The 18,113-nt window shown below is 37.4% G+C and carries 15 protein-coding genes and 1 pseudogene; 3 read left to right on the forward strand and 13 right to left on the reverse strand.

Going from position 1 to position 18,113, the window contains the following annotated elements; translation table 11 throughout:
• Positions 1 to 161: 161 nt before the first annotated feature.
• Together DVW83_RS10765 and DVW83_RS10770 are read right to left on the reverse strand one after the other, a co-directional pair.
• Positions 162 to 497, reverse strand: coding sequence for a hypothetical protein (locus tag DVW83_RS10765; RefSeq protein WP_016177727.1), 336 nt, complete (start codon positions 495 to 497; stop codon positions 162 to 164).
• Between the two features lie 117 nt (positions 498 to 614).
• Positions 615 to 1,160 carry a hypothetical protein gene (locus DVW83_RS10770; RefSeq protein WP_104660964.1) on the reverse strand — a complete coding sequence of 182 codons (546 nt, stop codon included), beginning with the start codon at positions 1,158 to 1,160 and terminating at the stop codon, positions 615 to 617.
• A 409-nt stretch (positions 1,161 to 1,569) separates the two neighbouring features.
• Here DVW83_RS10770 and DVW83_RS10775 point away from each other — a divergent pair, with 409 nt between their 5' ends.
• Positions 1,570 to 3,033: a helix-turn-helix domain-containing protein gene (locus DVW83_RS10775; RefSeq protein ID WP_238699404.1), complete on the forward strand. Its 1,464-nt coding sequence runs from the start codon at positions 1,570 to 1,572 to the stop codon at positions 3,031 to 3,033.
• Between the two features lie 186 nt (positions 3,034 to 3,219).
• Here DVW83_RS10775 and DVW83_RS10785 read toward each other — a convergent pair whose 3' ends face one another.
• The 7 genes from DVW83_RS10785 to DVW83_RS10815 all read right to left on the reverse strand — a co-directional run bounded on the left by DVW83_RS10785 (position 3,220) and on the right by DVW83_RS10815 (position 9,903).
• Complete coding sequence (locus tag DVW83_RS10785) at positions 3,220 to 3,927, reverse strand: zinc metallopeptidase (RefSeq protein WP_005876685.1); 708 nt, start codon at positions 3,925 to 3,927, stop codon at positions 3,220 to 3,222.
• 77 nt (positions 3,928 to 4,004) lie between these two features.
• Entirely contained in the window at positions 4,005 to 4,340 is a 336-nt protein-coding gene (locus tag DVW83_RS10790) for a zinc ribbon domain-containing protein YjdM (protein WP_104660962.1), read from the reverse strand.
• Between the two features lie 147 nt (positions 4,341 to 4,487).
• Entirely contained in the window at positions 4,488 to 5,438 is a 951-nt protein-coding gene (locus tag DVW83_RS10795) for a DHH family phosphoesterase (RefSeq protein ID WP_104660961.1), read from the reverse strand.
• A gap of 14 nt (positions 5,439 to 5,452) precedes the next feature.
• The gene (locus DVW83_RS10800; RefSeq protein WP_005876680.1) at positions 5,453 to 6,784 is read right to left on the reverse strand and encodes a DRTGG domain-containing protein; all 1,332 of its coding nucleotides are present in this window, start codon (positions 6,782 to 6,784) and stop codon (positions 5,453 to 5,455) included.
• A gap of 8 nt (positions 6,785 to 6,792) precedes the next feature.
• Complete coding sequence (locus tag DVW83_RS10805; protein ID WP_104660960.1) at positions 6,793 to 7,473, reverse strand: metal-dependent hydrolase; 681 nt, start codon at positions 7,471 to 7,473, stop codon at positions 6,793 to 6,795.
• A 152-nt stretch (positions 7,474 to 7,625) separates the two neighbouring features.
• Entirely contained in the window at positions 7,626 to 8,099 is a 474-nt protein-coding gene (locus DVW83_RS10810) for a YbaK/EbsC family protein (protein WP_104660959.1), read from the reverse strand.
• 124 nt (positions 8,100 to 8,223) lie between these two features.
• A complete protein-coding gene (locus DVW83_RS10815; RefSeq protein WP_104660958.1) occupies positions 8,224 to 9,903 on the reverse strand; it encodes a ribonuclease J in 1,680 nt (559 codons plus the stop codon).
• A 533-nt stretch (positions 9,904 to 10,436) separates the two neighbouring features.
• On the opposite strand from DVW83_RS10815, the pseudogene DVW83_RS10820 reads away from it, so the two are divergent.
• Positions 10,437 to 11,933: pseudogene (locus DVW83_RS10820) on the forward strand (ABC transporter permease).
• A 12-nt stretch (positions 11,934 to 11,945) separates the two neighbouring features.
• A complete protein-coding gene (locus tag DVW83_RS10825) occupies positions 11,946 to 12,620 on the forward strand; it encodes an ABC transporter ATP-binding protein (RefSeq protein WP_137239366.1) in 675 nt (224 codons plus the stop codon).
• Positions 12,621 to 12,861: 241 nt separating this feature from the next.
• Here DVW83_RS10825 and DVW83_RS10830 read toward each other — a convergent pair whose 3' ends face one another.
• The 4 genes from DVW83_RS10830 to DVW83_RS10845 form a co-directional block, all read right to left on the reverse strand.
• Positions 12,862 to 13,089 (reverse strand): CsbD family protein, encoded by a 228-nt coding sequence (locus DVW83_RS10830; RefSeq protein WP_123862590.1) that lies wholly within the window; start codon positions 13,087 to 13,089, stop codon positions 12,862 to 12,864.
• Between the two features lie 85 nt (positions 13,090 to 13,174).
• Positions 13,175 to 14,359, reverse strand: a complete 1,185-nt coding sequence (gene iadA / locus DVW83_RS10835; protein ID WP_104662033.1) for a beta-aspartyl-peptidase — start codon at positions 14,357 to 14,359, stop codon at positions 13,175 to 13,177.
• A 75-nt stretch (positions 14,360 to 14,434) separates the two neighbouring features.
• On the reverse strand, positions 14,435 to 16,174 hold the full coding sequence (yfcC, locus tag DVW83_RS10840; RefSeq protein WP_104662034.1) for a putative basic amino acid antiporter YfcC: 1,740 nt from the start codon (positions 16,172 to 16,174) through the stop codon (positions 14,435 to 14,437).
• Between the two features lie 533 nt (positions 16,175 to 16,707).
• The gene (locus DVW83_RS10845) at positions 16,708 to 17,307 is read right to left on the reverse strand and encodes an SIS domain-containing protein (protein WP_104662035.1); all 600 of its coding nucleotides are present in this window, start codon (positions 17,305 to 17,307) and stop codon (positions 16,708 to 16,710) included.
• Between the last annotated feature and the right edge of the window lie 806 nt (positions 17,308 to 18,113).

Consider the following 18,113-nt stretch of genomic DNA (forward strand, 5'->3'; position numbering starts at 1 on the left):
TGATGATGGCTGTAGGCTAAACCAACTTTGATCAGTCGAATTACAGCATATTAGGTCTGAAGACAATAATAAAAAAAGCTTAAAAGACTAGTCAAACGGTCTTTGGAAAATTCCTTTTCCTTGCTCGTTGACTAGTCTTTTAAGCTTAACTCGATAGTGTCTCACATCATATTATCGATAAAATGCAACAGACGATCTTTTACATCTTCCGTTGATCCTTTTAGTGAATCACCATAAACTGAAATTTTCTTTTTTCCAGATTTGATCTTTTTTAATATCCCCATCAAAGAGTCCAAGTCGTTATCCGATAAATGATCGACGATATCTAATAATTTTTCATTGCCATCAAATTTATCGTTCACGAATTTTTTTACCTTTGATCGAGTCGTTAGATGATGAATCTTTTCAATCACTTTACCTGAAACAATAACAGTAGTTGCCACACTAGCAGCAGCTGCGACAGTTAATCCGATCGTTACTTTTGTTGATGTTTTCATAATTATCAGCTCCTTTTATCTAACTTAATCATAGCATAGACAAAAGAATAAACGTACTATTTAACCCCGTTGCCTGAGTCAAACAAAGAAATTTAGACTAAAATCATTTTCTGTCCCTCATCTACTAGGCAAGTACTGGATATTGGTCAAAACTTCTGGTAAGTTTTCTTCCAGCTCCGCCAGCTTGTTCCAGATCAGTGTCATCGTTTCGAAAAATTCATGGGAAGACTTGTCCGAATTCAAACTACCCAAAGCATTTAACCACAATAGTTCTAATAAGTAAGGTTCTTTGATTCCGGTTTGTTCTTGTATGTACTCAAAAAATGCACGTTTGAATAAGGAAGCCATATCTAATTCAGATTTGATCACCACACCCCTGATACTTTCATGGATCGAAAAGAATTCTTTTAATAAATGAACAATACTAAAAAAATCATCTACGACATACTCCGTCAAGTAACGATCGAAGCAAATCGTGATCTCCTCAAGTATTTTTTCTTTTAGTATACGTATCGATTTAAAATGCGCATAGATTGGATAAGTAGAGCAACCACAAAAAGAAGCTAAGCTTCTCGCTGTTATCATCGATATCCCGTTTTCTTCAGCATACACCATACTTTTAAAGAGTAAATACTCTTTACTAAAATTTGTTACTCTTCCCACGGACTCATCCGTCCTTTCATTTGGATTTTATTGACTGATCCTATTCTTGTGTATTCGTTTCCTCGTCGATAAAAATAACAAACATAACAGACACTTTTGCAAGCTTTTTTACAAGGTATAACTGAACACTGATTTGTTCATGACCCATCATACACATTGTTGTTAAAACATAACACTTATGGCTTAATATCAACATAAAAACAAATTTTTTATTTTATATTATCCGTTATAGCTTGACAAATTAAGCAAAGAAAGAAACAATAGGATAAATGAATCAATGATGCTTTTTAAATAACGATTATAAAAATAATATTCTAGTATAATGTGAGAATAACATACATTAAAAATACTTTCCACTCACATTTTTTGTCTCGTTCTGGACAACAATAAGATTAAAAAGGAGGACTTCATGTTAATCGATGCTAGAAAAAAAGAATTACTTGTTCTCTATACGATCATTCAAAAAGAGACATGTACGCTACAAGAATTAGCTACTACTTTGTCAATTCCAAAAAGAACCATCAAAGAAATCATACGAAAGCTGAATGGAACGATTTTCCAATATTTAAAAATCGCCAATTTTATCCAGTCTACAGCGAAAGGAACGATCCAAACGATCGAGCCAAGTTTAAATGATAAAATGACTATTTTCTATAAGGTAAAGTTATTTTATCTTCAAGAATCAAATCGATTCAAATTCTTATTATTGCTTTTTAATTATCCGGACGCTCATGTCCCCAAAAAAATCTTACTCGAGCAGTTATATATTTCACCTTCTTATCTTGAAAAACTAAAGAGGCAATTGAATAAAGTATTAGGTCGTTTCCAATTACAACTTGTTTCACGCCAAAATTGCTATATGATCACAGGAAATGAACTTTTTTTAAGAGTCTTTATGTATCATTTTTTTTCAGAATCTTTTCAAGGTGTTCAATGGCCTCTAAAAAGTCTGAGATATTCTTCGGTAAAAAAAGAGAAGTTGCTGTCACATGAACTATTAACAAAAACAGCGATCAAACAATATGAAAACAGATTCTTGCTGATGGCCATTTTTATGATTCGGTCGAAGCTGCAAAATCTGGACGATCCTACAATGCTATCCACCTATGAAATAATGAGGATCATCTATCAAACAAAAAATTTTTCTGGAGAGTTCAAACAGCACTTTTTTTCAATCTTTCCGCAAAATATCACAATGAATGAAATCATCATATTTAATTTCCTGCTGTGCTACTTTTTTCCTAATCTAGTTTCGGATCAGCAAAAAACACTTTTTGGTTATGAATTATCTAAAAGCAACCATCCGATTTGCCGAAAAACTTCGCTCTTAGTAAAAAAACTTGCCGATTCCTATCCTTTTATTGGTACACCAGAAAAAAAATATTATTACGGGTATTTCATCATCATGAGGACATCGTTCATTTTATTGCTAGAAAAGAACGTAGAAGATTTCCAGACACTTTTTTTTCCAAAAAAGTCGCCAAGTAAAGCAATTGAAGATAGCCAACTGGAGAAGATAAAAGCACTTATCGAATGTGTCTACTTACATTCCCCCCACAAAGAAATACTTACTGGAAAACTTAGTCAGTTGATCCATACACTTTTACACGCAGAAGAAAAAAAAGAAATCTTTATTCATTTTCAAATAAACAAACCAATAACCGGTAATTATTACATAAAAAATCGATTGAAAAATCTCTTTAATGAACAATTCCTACATATTACTGAAACTCCAGAAAAGGCAGATTTGATCATCACCGATGAATTTGAGATATCCCAGAAAAATGCTGAAATCTTTTATCTTGATCCACACGATGAAAATGAATCATGGTCTAAACTGATCAACTTGATCAAAAAAATGTATCTCAATTGACATTTTTTGACTAAATACTAACTGGATTTATTTACGCATGGAGAAGTACTATATCCAATAGAGCAAGAACAGAGAATACAAAAAAGCTGTCGATCACAAGAATTCGTAGTTCAAATTCTATGATCGACAGCCCACTTCACTGTCTGTTTTGAATGAAAGAAAAGTAAAAAATGATTCTTTTTGTTCCTAATCTCTTCTGTTTCCACCAAAAATCAGGATCAAACGTAACAACTGTAAAAAAGTAGATAAAGCAGCTGCTACATAAGTCAATGCGGCCGCAAACAATACATGTCTAGCCATCGGTACTTCATCTTCTGCCAAAAGACCGCCCTCACTTAAGATACGGATTGCTCGTCTTGATGCATTGAATTCCACCGGCAATGTGACTAATTGAAATAATAAAGCTAACGAAAAAGCAAATATTCCAATATTGATCAAGGTATCATTCCAGCTTAAGAGTACCCCTACCAAAATCAGTGGAAATGAGATCATTGAGCCAAAGTTCGCAACCGGAACTAATGCCGCTCTGATTTTCAGCGGTGCATAACCGACTGCGTCTTGGACAGCGTGTCCACATTCATGAGCTGCTACACCGATTGCTGCAACAGATGTCGACTGAGCAGTTGCCTGAGATAAACTCAGCATCTTATTCCCAGAATTGTAGTTATCTGTTAAATTCCCTGCAATTTGTTGCACTCCAACATCATTGATCTGTTGACTTTGTAAAATGAATTGAGCTGCTTGCGTACCTGTCACGTGATTTTTACTTTGTATTTGATCATATTTTCGAAACGTACTATTGACGTAAGCCGAAGCAATGCCTGATATGATCAGACCAGCTATGACTAATATAAATGTTGGATCAAAGAAACCATACATTCCATATCCATACATGTTGATTTCACTCCTTTTTACTTTACCTTATTTTACCATGAGTAATACGAAAAGAATGTGAAAATAACTTGAGCTTTTTACAGCTTTTTAACAAATTCTGATTTTAACTTCATCGGACCGAAGCCATCGACTTTACAGTCAATGTTATGATCGCCTTCAACTAAACGAATATTTTTGACTTTCGTTCCTTGTTTGATTGCTCCTGTAGCGCCTTTGACTTTTAAATCTTTGATCACTGTGACGCTATCCCCTTCTGCCAAACGATTCCCGTTTGCATCAAGTACAACCAATCCTTCTTCTTGTTGGCTCGTTTCTTCACTGCTCCATTCATTTGCACATTCTGGACAAATATAAAGCCCTCGATCTTCATAGGTATATTCAGATCCGCATTGCGGACAATTTGGTAATGTCATCTTCTTTCTCCTTTAAAATAGCGTTAATCCATATTGTAACGGATAGCCCGCCATTTGAAAAGACACATTTGTGATTTTTAACACAATAATGATTTTCTTTACGATTGTTGCATCTACCTTCTTATCGTTCAGAAGCTTTGAGCAAAATTATTTTTTGAATACCTGACACATTTCTTGTATTTCTCGATAGATTTCTGCTACTTCAGTGAGATCTTTCGCATTGGCTCCACTTGCTAATGGATGTCCACCGCCGTGATGACGCTTCGCCAGTTCATTGATAACAGGGCCTTTCGAACGTAGACGTACACGATAATAGCCTTCTGGTTGTTGAACAAAGATCCCCCATGCTAATACCTCATCGATCACTCCTGGCAATGAGACGATTGCGGCTGTCTCGGAGTCATCAATCGCATACTTCGAAAGGATTTCTTGAGATAAGATCACCTTGCCAGCACCATGTTCATCAACTTCGATATTTTGATAGATATACCCTGAAAGTTTCGCTACCTTCATAGGCATTTGTTCGATTTCTCGGTTTAGCGCACTTGCATCAAACGGATAGCTCATTAGGATTGCAGCAATCTCTAGCGTTCTTGAGGTAGTAGCTGGATATAAGAAACGTCCAGTATCCCCTACGATCCCTGCATAAAGAAGGCGGGCCGCTTGCGCATTGATTTTTAGCTCATCTGGGAATAGCAACGCAAACTCAGCAATCATTTCACTGCAACTGCTTGCATCCGTATTGACCCAGACCAAATCTCCGTAAGGTTCATCATTTGGATGATGATCGATCTTTATCAGTTTATCGCCAAGATCATAGCGTTTATCACTGATTCTAGGGGAATTTGCTGTATCTGTTACGATCACCAATGCATTTTGATACACATGATCTCCTATCGTCTCCATCTCTGCTAAAAAACGAAGCCCCTCAACTGTTTCACCCACTTGATAAATCTCTTTGGTTGGAAAGCTTTCTCGTAAAATTTCTGCTAACCCAACTTGAGAGCCTAAAGCATCTGGGTCAGGGCGTTGATGCCGATGGATGATGATTCGATCATATTTTTTTACTTCTGTTATTATTTCTGATTGGATAGACATTTTTTTCCTGCTTTCTAAGAACGTTCCATTACTTGACACACCACAATAGCTTTTGAAACGATCGTATTTTCAATGTATACTTCGATATCTAGTTTGGCAGATCTTCTGCCTATTTCTAATACTCGAGGACGTATATCTAGCTCGCTTTCTAATTGGATCAAACGTAGGTAATGCAGATTTACTTGTTCGATCAAAATGTTTCTTCGCTGATTCATCACCATTGTTTTTTGTGCAACATCTGCAAGTATCTCACTCAAAACACCAAAGGAAATCGTACCGACGCCGTTGACCATTTGAGGGGTCACGACAAACTTGAATTTAGGATTCTCTAAACGATTTCCTTCTTTATCCACATCGATTGTTTGGATGCTGCCAGAAATCTGATCAGAGATCGTATCTGCGATTTGCGGCTGTCTTTGGACGAGCTGCATAGCTTTCATTACATCCTGACGAGTGATTACTCCTTCAAGAGTCAAATCATCTGACACTACTGGCATCACTTCCAAGCCATCCCAGATCATTTGATGGCTGACTGAAGCAACACTCATCGTTTTTTTGACACTGATTGGTTCTTTCGTCATGACACGATCAATGAATTGAGTAGCTGATTTTCCTAATACATCTTTTGCTGTGATGATCCCCATCAGACGCATATGACGATTCACTACAGGAAATCGTGAATGCTGTGTTTCTTCTGATAATTTCTGATAATCGGCAATTGTATCTGTTTGAAATAAGTAGTGTGTTTTTTCTGCTGACATATAAATATCACTGACTAGCATGATATCTTTTTTGATTAACTGATCACTCAATGCACGGTTGATCATTGTCGCAACTGTAAACGTGTCATAACTTGTTCGTAGGATCGGCATGGCTAATTCATCTGCTAACTGTGCAATTTCAGGAGTTGTATCAAAACCACCTGTGATGAGTACTGCTGCACCATCCTCTAAAGCAAGCTTTTGCACTTCTGCTCTGTTCCCTACGATCATCAACGATCCGGGAGTGATATAGCGTTCCATTGCATGTTTTGTCATTGCGCCGATCACAAATTTGTTCAGTACTTTATCAAGCCCAGAGGCACCGCCTAACACATCTCCTTCAATGATCCGTACAACTTCACCGAACGTCAAACGCTCGATATGTTTTTTTAATTTCCGCTCGATCCGAATCGTACCAACGCGTTGGATGGTCGAGACTAAACCAACATTTTCCGCATCTTTGATTGCTCGATAGGCAGTACCTTCACTGACACTCAGTTCTTTTGCAATACTTCTTACTGAAATACGATTTCCTACTGGCAAACTTTCAATATATTCTAAAATTAAATCATGCTTCGTCGCCATAACTACCCCTACACTTCTAGCGTTTCAGATACGCTCATTATTTTTCCTTCGTTTTCCGTCAATAAATCGATAAATACTTGTGGATCTTGTTCGATCACTGGGAATGTATTGTAGTGGATAGGTACGACCAATTTAGCACCGATCCGTTTAGCTGCTCTCGCCGCATCTTCCGGTCCCATCGTGTAGTTATCTCCAATCGGCAAAAATGCAACATCAATCGAAAACTGTTCTTTTAGCAAAGCAAGGTCACTGAAATCAGCTGTATCTCCAGCATGATAGATCGTTTTTCCTTCAGCTTGGATAACAATTCCGCTAGGTTCTCCCATATATTGCAGAATACCATCAACTTCATAGCTCGAACTATGTTGTGCAGGTACGAATTTTACTGTACCAAAGGGAAACGTGTATTTACCGCCGATATTCATCCCATGTCCTTTTACCCCACGACTTTGTGCATAATCTGCGATTTCAACAATACTTATGATCGTGGCATCGTTTTTCTCAGCAATCGGGATCATATCTCCTATATGGTCACTATGTCCATGAGTAACTAAGATCCAATCTGTGTTAACTCTTTCCACTATTAAATCCGTCTTGCCGTTTCCTGTAATAAAAGGATCGATGATCAGCCGTTGTCCGTCAGCCATTTCTACGGTTAGGCAAGAATGGCCGTGATAAGTAATTTTCATTTTTTCCACTCCCAACACTTTTTATTATGAATAGTAAAACGATTTCACTTTCAGAAATTTATCTAAATAATAGTACAGTATATACGAAATCATTGTAACAGATAATACAGTTTGCACCAAGTCCAAAGTCAGTTTCAGCTACTAAAAACAATTTAAACCAGATCTGCATAGATTGGTTGGACGATTGTTTCAAAGTCTTTTCTAGCAATTTTGATGCTCCTACCGATTTCACCACTCGACATGACTAACTCATTTTGCTCTTTCAATGTGTTGTCCGCCAGAAAAAGATAGTCTGGATGCTCTTTATGGATGCCGATTGGCGTATTTGCTCCGTGAGGATAGCCAGTATAAGCCATCACGTAGTCCATACCGGGAAACCCAACTTTGTGATCTTTAGACACTTTTCGCGTTTTTTTATAATCCAAATGTGTAGCTAAAGGAACAATTGCAATGATCACACCTGTTTTATCACCTTTTAAAACCAATGTCTTGCAGACAAGCTTTGGGTCGATCTTTTGAGCTTGTAATACCGCCTCAAAATTTTCTAAATCTTCTTTTCCAAACTCAATAGGTTGATAGCGTACTCCTAAGTCATCTAAATAGTTTTCTACTTTTGTTTTTTCCATTTACTTTTTCTCTCCTATCTCTTTAAGTAACTTCATTCTCATCTTATCATCAACTATAAAAATAAACGGTATGGAAAATCCTTCTCACTGTGGAGAAAAATTTCCATACCATTGTTGATTATGCTTATTTTTTACCTCTACGTTGAGTAGCTTCCATGATCACTGGCAAGATGACAGGACGTCGTTTGGTTTGTTCAAACAAATAGCGTCCAAGCTGATCTCTAATATCTTGTTTGAGTTTACTCCATTCAAAATCATTACTTTCTAAATGTTTCCCAACGATTTCTTCGATCATACTGCTGCTTTCTTTCATCAAATCACGACTCGCCTTCACATAGACAAACCCACGTGATGTAATTTGCGGTTTTGAAATGATTTTCTTCTCACGTCGACTGATCGTAACGACCGCCACGAAAATTCCATCTTCTGACAGGATCTTTCGATCACGTAATACGATATTTCCGATATCACCAATACCTAGTCCATCGATCATGACATTCTCAGCGCTGATTGTCCCAGCAACACTCATCCGCTTATTTTTATATTCTAAGACATCGCCACGTCCTGTAATATAAATATTTTTATACGGGATTCCAACAGCGTGGGCTAAATCAGCATGCGCAGCCAATTCACGATATTCTCCTTGAACGGGAATAAAATAAGTTGGCTTCATAAAGTTCAGCATCAGCTGCAAGTCGTTAGGATTTGCATGTCCAGATACCCGCATATTCTCAGAAATAAGTTTCACCGATCCGCCAGCTCGATAGATCATATCTTCCGTTTTAGCAACCATTGTTTCCATTGCGATGCTAGGTGTGGTTGTAATATAGACCAAATCGCCTTCTTCGATCTTGATGTTACGGTGCGTACCGTTCGCCATTTTTTGTAAAGACTTGATTGGTTCACCCATACGACCTGTTTCTAGGATGATCAGCTCTTCTGGTTTATATTTTTTCATATCTTTCAACGTAACAAGTAGATCTTCACTAGGAAGTTGAAGTTTTTCTAAGCGCATCGCTGTCCGAATGATTCGTTCAAAATCTTGGCCAGTCAACACGACTTTTCGTTGCGCTTTTTCTGCTGCATCCAACACTTGTTGGACTCTTTGCAAGTTACTTGCTACGCAAGCGACAATAATTCTGCCTTCCCAATACTTGATCGTGTCGAACACTTCATCTGCAATCTGTAATTCAGATGCAACTGGTACGGAGTTTTCTGCATTTGCTGACTCACTAAGCAAAGCAAGAACCCCTTCTTTACCAATCTCAGCTAGACGGGCGTAATCTGTTTGATACATTGGGATCGCTGTCTGATCGAATTTGAAATCTCCTGTGTAGACGATGCTGCCTTCTTTTGTTTTCAAGTTGATACCTATTGAATCAGGAATCGTGTGTGTTGTACGGAAGAAACTGACGATTGTTTCGCCAAAATCGATTTCTGTGTGTTCATCTACTACATGAAAATCTTTGAATCCTTTTGCGGCATCATTCCGACTGACACTCAATTTTGCTAACTCGATCGTTAGCTCCGTTCCAAAAACAGGAACAGATAACTTCGATAATAAATAAGGTAGTGCTCCGATTGCGTCCGCATGTCCATGTGTCAAAAAGACACCAGCTACACGATCGATATTTTCTTCCAAATACGTAAAATCAGGAATGACGACATCGATTCCTAACAATTCGTTTTCAGGATATTTTAGACCGCAGTCTAATACAAAAATGTCTTCTCCCACTTCAGCGATATACATGTTTTTTCCATTTTCACGTACACCGCCTAAAGGGATAATTTTAATGGTACTCACAAATTTCACCTCTTCTTATGATGTCCAAGTTTAAAGACATCGATTCTCTTCTTTAACTAAATACGTGATTCATTTTAATGAAATACTTGCAAAATTTTTTGCTCTTCATACTAGCAACTAGCTGACAGCTAACTCGTTTTGATCCCTGCCACTTTTTTGAACAAGTTCCATCGAATAAATGAATCTTTTATATTTGTAAACACAAAAGCTGATCTTATCCTCATCAGCTATTCCCCATTATTATACAACAATTTACTCAAATCGCTAGTATCAGCCATTTTGTTTAATGTGAACCATTTGTTGTTCCTTTGATTGGGGGTAGAAAGAAGATAATAGGCTGAACCTTCTTGGTCTTCTTTCCCACATCATCCGTTACGAATATACTCCGTCTATTTTAACATATTTTCGGGAATAACTATAGTCAGATTTTCTAAGTTGTAAAAATCACTGCATAGAATAACAAAAGGATTTAAGTTCTATTTAAGGTGACTTTTCTACACTCGTTCTTGTAACTATTAGGAGGGATACATACGATGAATTTTATGAAACGCGCACTAAAAAGTACCAAAGTAAAATGGGGACGTTCTTTATTGTTATTCGCAGTCTTTACTGCCATTCTTATTTTTGTACTGGCAGGTTTGACGATTCGAAGTGCGGCTGAACAAGCAGCAAAACAAGCACAAAAAGATGTTGGTGCGACTGTCACATTAAGCGCCAATCGTCAGTCAGCTTTCCAAAACCAAGAGGAGAATTCTACGGGTGATTCCTCATCAAGTGAGCGTCCAGATCCTGGCAGTTTTTCACTCACTCCTGTTTCATTGAGTGACGCAGAAAAAATAGCCAAACTTAGTAATGTGAAAAGCTAGTCTTTTGAAAGTTCTGCTTCCGCCCTTGCCAAGAGCGGGATCACCGCTATTTCCAGTTCTGAGTCTTCAAGTGATTCACAAAATACTGATTCAAATAATACAAACGCTCCTGGCGGCATGGGTGGTGGACCACAAATGATGCAAGCAGATTTTCAGATCAGCGGTGTATCAGCTACTAGTCAAAATAGTAATTTTACAGATGGAACAGCAAAAATCACAGACGGTGAAGGAATAACTGCAAGTGATAAAGGGACGAACAATGTTGTCCTTGATTCCACATTAGCTGAGGCAAATGATCTATCTGTTGGAGATACCTTTAAAATCACCAGTTCCAAAGATGAAGACACTGTATATGAAATGACGGTCAAAGGAATCTACGAATCGACTGCTACAACCAGTAGTATGGGAATGAATTTTAGTTTTATGAATCCCTCAAATACACTTTATACCTCTTATACATTTGCGAATGAACTGAACGGTACCACAGATGATGATACAGTTGACTCAGCTGTTTACACTTTGACTGATCCGGATGAAATGGCTGATTTTATTTCAGAGGCAAAAAAATTGATCGACACAGATACGTTCAGTCTACAATCCAATGATGCGTTATATCAATCCATGCTTGAACCGTTGAACAATGTTGCAAGTTTCTCTAAAAATGTTGTCTTGCTGGTAGCTGTTGCAGGTGTCATCATCCTGACATTAATTATTATGATCACGATTCGCGAACGCCGACATGAATTAGGTGTCTTGCTCTCTTTGGGAGAATCACGAACGAAGATCATCCTACAATTGTTTATTGAAGTAGCGTTATGTATGATCCTAGCCCTCGGTATGGCTTCGATCAGTGGTAATGTTGTAGCTAATGCAGTAGGTCAGCAACTTTTAGATCAACAGACAGAAAATACTTCTCAAAATCAGGGTCAAACACCCCCTGATCAAATGCCCGATGGTAATGCCCAAGCTCCTGATGCACAGAGAAACAGAAGCAACAATAATCCGTTTGAAGTTTCTCAACAAGTAAGCGAACTCGAAATCAGTGTTCAGCCTGCACAATTAGGCCTTCTCGCCGGTGTAGCATTCGGTATCAGCTTACTCTCTGTTTTTCTCGCATCAATCGGAATTTTGCGATTAAATCCAAGAAAAATTTTACTAAACTAAAGGAGGAATTCGATGTTACGAACAGAACAATTAGGTTTTTGGTATCAAAATCCAGAGGAAGCACTTTATAAAGATGTCAATTTATCATTTGAAACAGGAAAGATGTACGCTATTTTAGGTGCGAGCGGTTCTGGAAAAACGACCTTTCTCTCTTTGATTTCAGGACTCGACCAACCGAAAGAAGGAAAGATATACTACGAAGAACAATCATTAGCGAAAATCGGCTTACGGAATTATCGCAAAAATGATGTATCAATTATTTTTCAGGCCTATAACTTATTGCCGTATCTTTCAGCCGTTGATAATGTGATCGTCGCTATGGAAATCTCAAATGCCAAACATAAAGAGTATCGCCGAATAGCTTTAGAACGTTTAGCGAGAGTAGGTATCGATGAAACTCTTGCCAAAAAACAAGTGACAAAACTATCTGGCGGTCAGCAACAACGCGTGGCTATCGTCCGTGCTATCTGTTGCGAGCATCAATTGATCGTCGCCGATGAGCCTACTGGAAACCTTGATGAAGTATCTTCGCAAGAGATTGTCCACTTATTCCAAGAAATCGCTCATGAACAAAATCGCTGTATCATCATTGTGACTCATGAGTTAGAAGTTGCAAAAAGCTGTGATGAAATCTATGAATTAAAAAATAAAGAATTTGCTAAAATCACCCTTGATTCGCCAGAATAACTTTTTTTGATTCGACACACTAAAAATCCTGAAATCGAGACAAAAGTCGTTTAGGTTTGAGAAATTGGAGAGAAAAGAGCGTGGGACAAAAGTAAGAAACACTTTTATCTCATTCTTTAAAAACGAATAAACGGTTGGAACAGGAGTTGCTCCTGTTCCAACCGTTCTTTGTGCTTACTGAGTTGGGTATCATTTTATCATCATGTAATATTGGGAACTCCACATGATAAACATGGAATACTTATTTTCGGTGATCGTCTTTTTTGGAGAATTTTTCTTTGATATCTTCAAAACCTTCTTTGATGTCGTCGCCGAGGTCACGTGCTTTCCCTTTGATATCGGCACCTAAAGATTGAGCTTTGCCTTCTGTTTCTTTGCTTTTATCATTGGTAGCTTTACCGTATGCTTCTTTTCCTTCACCAACTACTTTATCTTTTGTATCTTCTGTACGACCTTTTAAATCTGCCATTCTAATTCCTCCCTTGATTTTCATCTCTTACTACTATCAGGGTATCATCAACTATAGAAACAGACAAACAGAATGCTTAAACTCCCTAGATCGTTTTTTCAAATGTTCCCCAAACTTTGACTTCCTGTTCTTTCACCATTATTTGTCCTTTGGCGATGACTGAATCAATCCTTAGTGTTTCCTTATCAAGGATACATAGATCAGCATCATTTCCGACTTGTATTTGCCCTTTGCCTTCAAGCTTTAGAATGCGCGCTGGGTTAGTTGTGATAGCTCGAAGTGCAATTTCCAATGGAATATTTTCCTTTTGGACAGCTTCTTTGATACCGACTAATAATGATTTTGCACTACCAACACCCATCCCGATAAAATGGTTGTTTTCGTCAAAATAAGGCAGGCTTCCTTGACCATCGGAAGTCATCGTAAAATTATCAAGAGCAACACCCGCATCTAATAATTGTTTCAATGCTTTACTAAAACGGACTTCTCCATCTGTTTTTTCCCAAAAATCAGGATCTTCGCTTGCAGTGAAATCGATAGTACCGCCATTTTTAGCAAATTCAATACATGCATCAAGTAATTCTTGTGTACGATTCGCATGGGTTGGTAAAAATTGTGAAATGGGAATTTCGGTTTCTTCTACTACTTTTTTCAATAGTTCAAGTTTCCTTGTTCCTCCACCTAGATGGACATTCACGATTCCAGCTTTACCTGATAACATCCCACCCACACGTGCATCAGCAGTGGCACGAGCAAATTCTTCAAAAGTTGGCTGAGAAGAACGATGATCGGAAACAGCAATTTCACCGATTCCGATTATTTTATCGATTGTTAAAAAATCTTTGATGATCGAATCAGTGACAGTTTTGACAGGTAATCGATACGAGCCTTCATATACAAAAGTAGTAATCCCTTCTGCTTCTAAGCCTTTCGCTTTACTAATGAGCGCTGTCATATCCCGCCCTTCACCATCTGTTCCTAAACAGCCGACCACAGTAGTCACACCAGCTGATGTCAATTGACTCAACGTGACTTCTGGCGTGCGATTTTGAAAGCCTCCTTCACCACCACCTCCTAGGATATGGAAATGACAGTCGATAAATCCCGGCGTCAACAGTTTCCCTTCCCCAGAAATTTCTTCCACCTCTAATTCAGAGTAACCACCTGTAATGTTTTCCTCTAGTGCAATGATCTTATTTCCTGCTAGTAAAACATCTAATTTTCCTAAATAATCTGGTGCGTATACTTCAATTTGTCGAATGAGTTTCATTTTTTTCTTCCTTTCTTTATAAAAAAGCAACTGCACCTGCTATAGGTCCAGCTGCTTTTTTGTTCTTCTATTCTTTTATTGTAAACCAATAGCTATCGCGATCATAATAAAAATCGTTCCCAGTACAAAGAAAAATCCTTGCATTTTTATCTGGAATTTTGCCCATTTAGCCCATTCGATACGTGCCACACCTAGTACTCCAATCAAACTTGCTGATACTGGTGTAAAAGCATCCATGAACCCTGAACCTAATTGGTAAGCTAATACAGCTACCTGGCGTGAAACACCAACTAAATCCGCTAATGGTGCCATGATCGGCATCGTCAACGCTGCTTGTCCTGAATTTGATGTAACGACTAAATTGAAGAGACTTTGGAAGATGTACATCGCCCAAGCACCAATCACTGCCGGTACACCTGATAATAGTGAACCAATACTGTGTAAGATCGTATTTAATGCAGAAGGCACAGATGCATCTGAACCACCTAATACTAATAAGATTCCTTTCGCCATCCCTACAACAACTGCAGTTCCAGCTAAATCTGCCGCACCGGATTGGAAAGAAGAAGCGATATCATTGACTTTCATATCATCAAGTTTGAAAATCACAGCAATGATCCCAGCTGCCAATCCCATCACAAAGAACTGAGATGCAATTTCTGGAATATAATAGCCTTTCTGCGTAACACCCCAAACGATCCAAACTAATACAGCCAACATTTCAACTAAAATCAACTTATGTCCTAAGGTAAATGCTTTTCGCTCATCCGTTGTTTTCTTCAAATGACTTCTGAAATATTCATCTGATTTATATGTTACAGAACTTTCCGGATTTTTACGAACTTTCTCTCCGTAGATCATCAAATACCCTGCAGATAACGCCGTAACGACAATCCACATGATCAAACGGAACGTGGCACCAGATAGTACTGGTATTCCCGCAATCCCTTGCGCTACTGCTACACTGAATGGACTCATCCAAGAGGTAGCATTACCAACTTGAGATGCTACGTAAGTCACCGTAACTGCAACGATCGAATCATACCCGAGAGCAATGACAAAGGGAACCATTACCATAGAAAATGGGATTACCTCTTCTGCCATCCCGAATGTTGCGCCTCCAAATGAAAAAGCGAAAAATAATAACGGTAAAGCAAGGCGCTCTAATCCTTTTGTTTTACTGATAAAAGCATAGATACCTGCATCAATAGCACCGGTTCGCATGATGATCCCAAACGCTCCCCCGACAACAAGAATCAAGGCAACGATCCCAACTGCAGAACCATATTTATCGCCAGAAACTAGACCTTCAAAAACAAAATTCAAAAAGCCGAATCCACCAAAATCATCGGTTCCCCAAATCTTCGCTGTTTTATGGAGTTTCTTGGAAGTATCATAAATGTTTTCTCCATATTGCTCGTATAACACATCATCCGTTAGAGAAATTTTGTCAAGTTTCTCTTGTGACAGATTTTTTTCTCCTTCAGAAATGACCTCTTCTAAGCCTTTTTCTGGAACATCTAGTTTTTCTCTTTGTGACGGGTTATCTTGTAAGTCCTCCAACTGGTCAAACACATAAGACTTGTCTAATTCATATGCATAACGAAATGAATCTTGTCGTAATACCGTCCGTGTACTAGTTTCTCCGTTTGCATCTTTATATTCAATGTCTTGTGTACTGAATTTTCCTGCTGGAACAAGAAATGTTAGTATCCATGCAAATATAACAACGCCAAAAATAATGACATACGTATGCGGAGTCGTCATTTTTGTAAGATCTCTTTTAGGTTTTCCCGAAGAAATTTTTTTCTTCAAAAGCAATTCTTCCTTTCTGTTTACAAATTTAATGAATAAAAAATGGATAAGCAACTAGATTATACAGTAAAAATATACTTGAGACATGAATTATCCATTAAAAAAAATTTTTTCTTTTGACTAAATAAAAATCTCCTAATAGTCATCAAAATATATCTAGTTAAGAAAAATAAGTATATTTTATAATTAATCTTCGATTAAAAAATTTTTCTATCTTTCATCTTTGGTAAAATGTTGATTCATTTTTCTCATCATATGTAGATAACTGCTATTTATTCATTCCCTGATATTTCCAAATATATATTCATGTTTTCTACTATTTTTTTCGTAGAAAACGTTCTCTGCATAAATAAGGTCCTTTATTTAAGACTTTTTTTCATTCAATAGATAAACTTCATTGCAATAATCATAACTAATGTACTATAATTGCAGTGTAAAGAGTTTTGGGGAAGACTCTTTCATCAACGTGTATTAAGAGACAAGAAAGAATTCGCAAGAATTCTTTCTTGTCTCTTTTTAACTATATTTTCCATTTACTGTTTCAGTTGGCAGACTGTAAAATAGATCATTTGTTGAAGCAATAGCATTGTAGCAATCGAGGCACCACCGCAAATCTCAGAATCAACATTTGGCAAAGTCAAGACACCATCATTCATCTTTGCATGGTTATCTAATACCAAATCTGCAAACTCGAATAATCTTAATCCACTACTGTGATGTGACTTGATACTTCTGGATAGATCAAATCCCGTGACAACGATCAATGTGTAATCGTTGTCTTTGATCCACTGTGCTAACTCTATTATACTGGGATTTCTGCCTTCATTTGAAAGAAGCAAAAAGATATCTTCCGATTGTGTAGTAAGTTGCTCAATGATCGCTGTACCTGTTCCTTCTATTTCTTCATATATTCCATTTGCCGGATTTTTTATTAATGTTCCTGGGATCGATTCTGGCAGCTGTTCCCAAAATTCAAAAGCCACACCGCTAAGTGAGCGACTAGCAAATATCTGTAATTTTCCACCCAAAGAGATTTGCCGAGCTATCCATCTTCCGGCTTGTGACATGAGCGGTTCTTCGATTCTTAATTTCTTTTCCAGTTGATTATAGTAATCAAAGTAGCGTAAACCCATCTGTTTCTCCTGCCTTTACATTCACGACAGAAACAGCTTCCTAATTTTAAGTGAGATAGAAACAGAAAGTGACTAGTTTGTGGTAGAGTAGCTAAATACAAAAAAGGTATCAGGCGTTCTGCCCAATACCTTGACATAGCAAATCAACAAGCATTCGATCCCTTGAAAAATCTACAGCAAGGGTAGAATTTTCACCTAAAATTAGGTACAATAAATAAGGTCGATGCAACTGCATTGACTATGGCAAATGATCGGTCAGGGTGTAGACGTGTGACTGGTCATTCCTTGGTAGTTAGTTGCCGCTAACTATCAAGGAGCCTTTTTATTCAGCTGTTTCTATCTGCAACTATTGTAAGTAAACTATCCTACTAACGCAAGTATGAAATAGCAAAAACAACAAAGATAAGAATTCTTTACATAACAATATTTTCAATATTACACTAGTCAAAATCCTATTAGTATAGGATTTTTTATTTTGTTCCTAACAAGAAACGACTGTTATCGACAAATTAAATAAACTATTTTTGAATTCTATTTTTGAACATTTACTTGCAGTTACACTGCTATTATCTATAAAAGCTATCATTCCACTCAAGCACACCACTTCATTTACTCTTTCTTTTGTATTTTTTTATTATTGGTAGCAAACGTTTATTTCGCTATAAAAAATGTTATGTATTCCTGATAACTAAGGAATGACTAAAAAATCAATAACTCAGATTAAATAACGATAAAGTCCATATAATTGTGTAAAAGATAAAAGGCCATGTAACAGCCCTTTTACGGTACAATGTTTTTAACCACAA

It is taken from the genome of Enterococcus sp. VV15, assembly GCF_005236045.1.
Taxonomy (GTDB): domain Bacteria; phylum Bacillota; class Bacilli; order Lactobacillales; family Enterococcaceae; genus Enterococcus_B; species Enterococcus_B durans.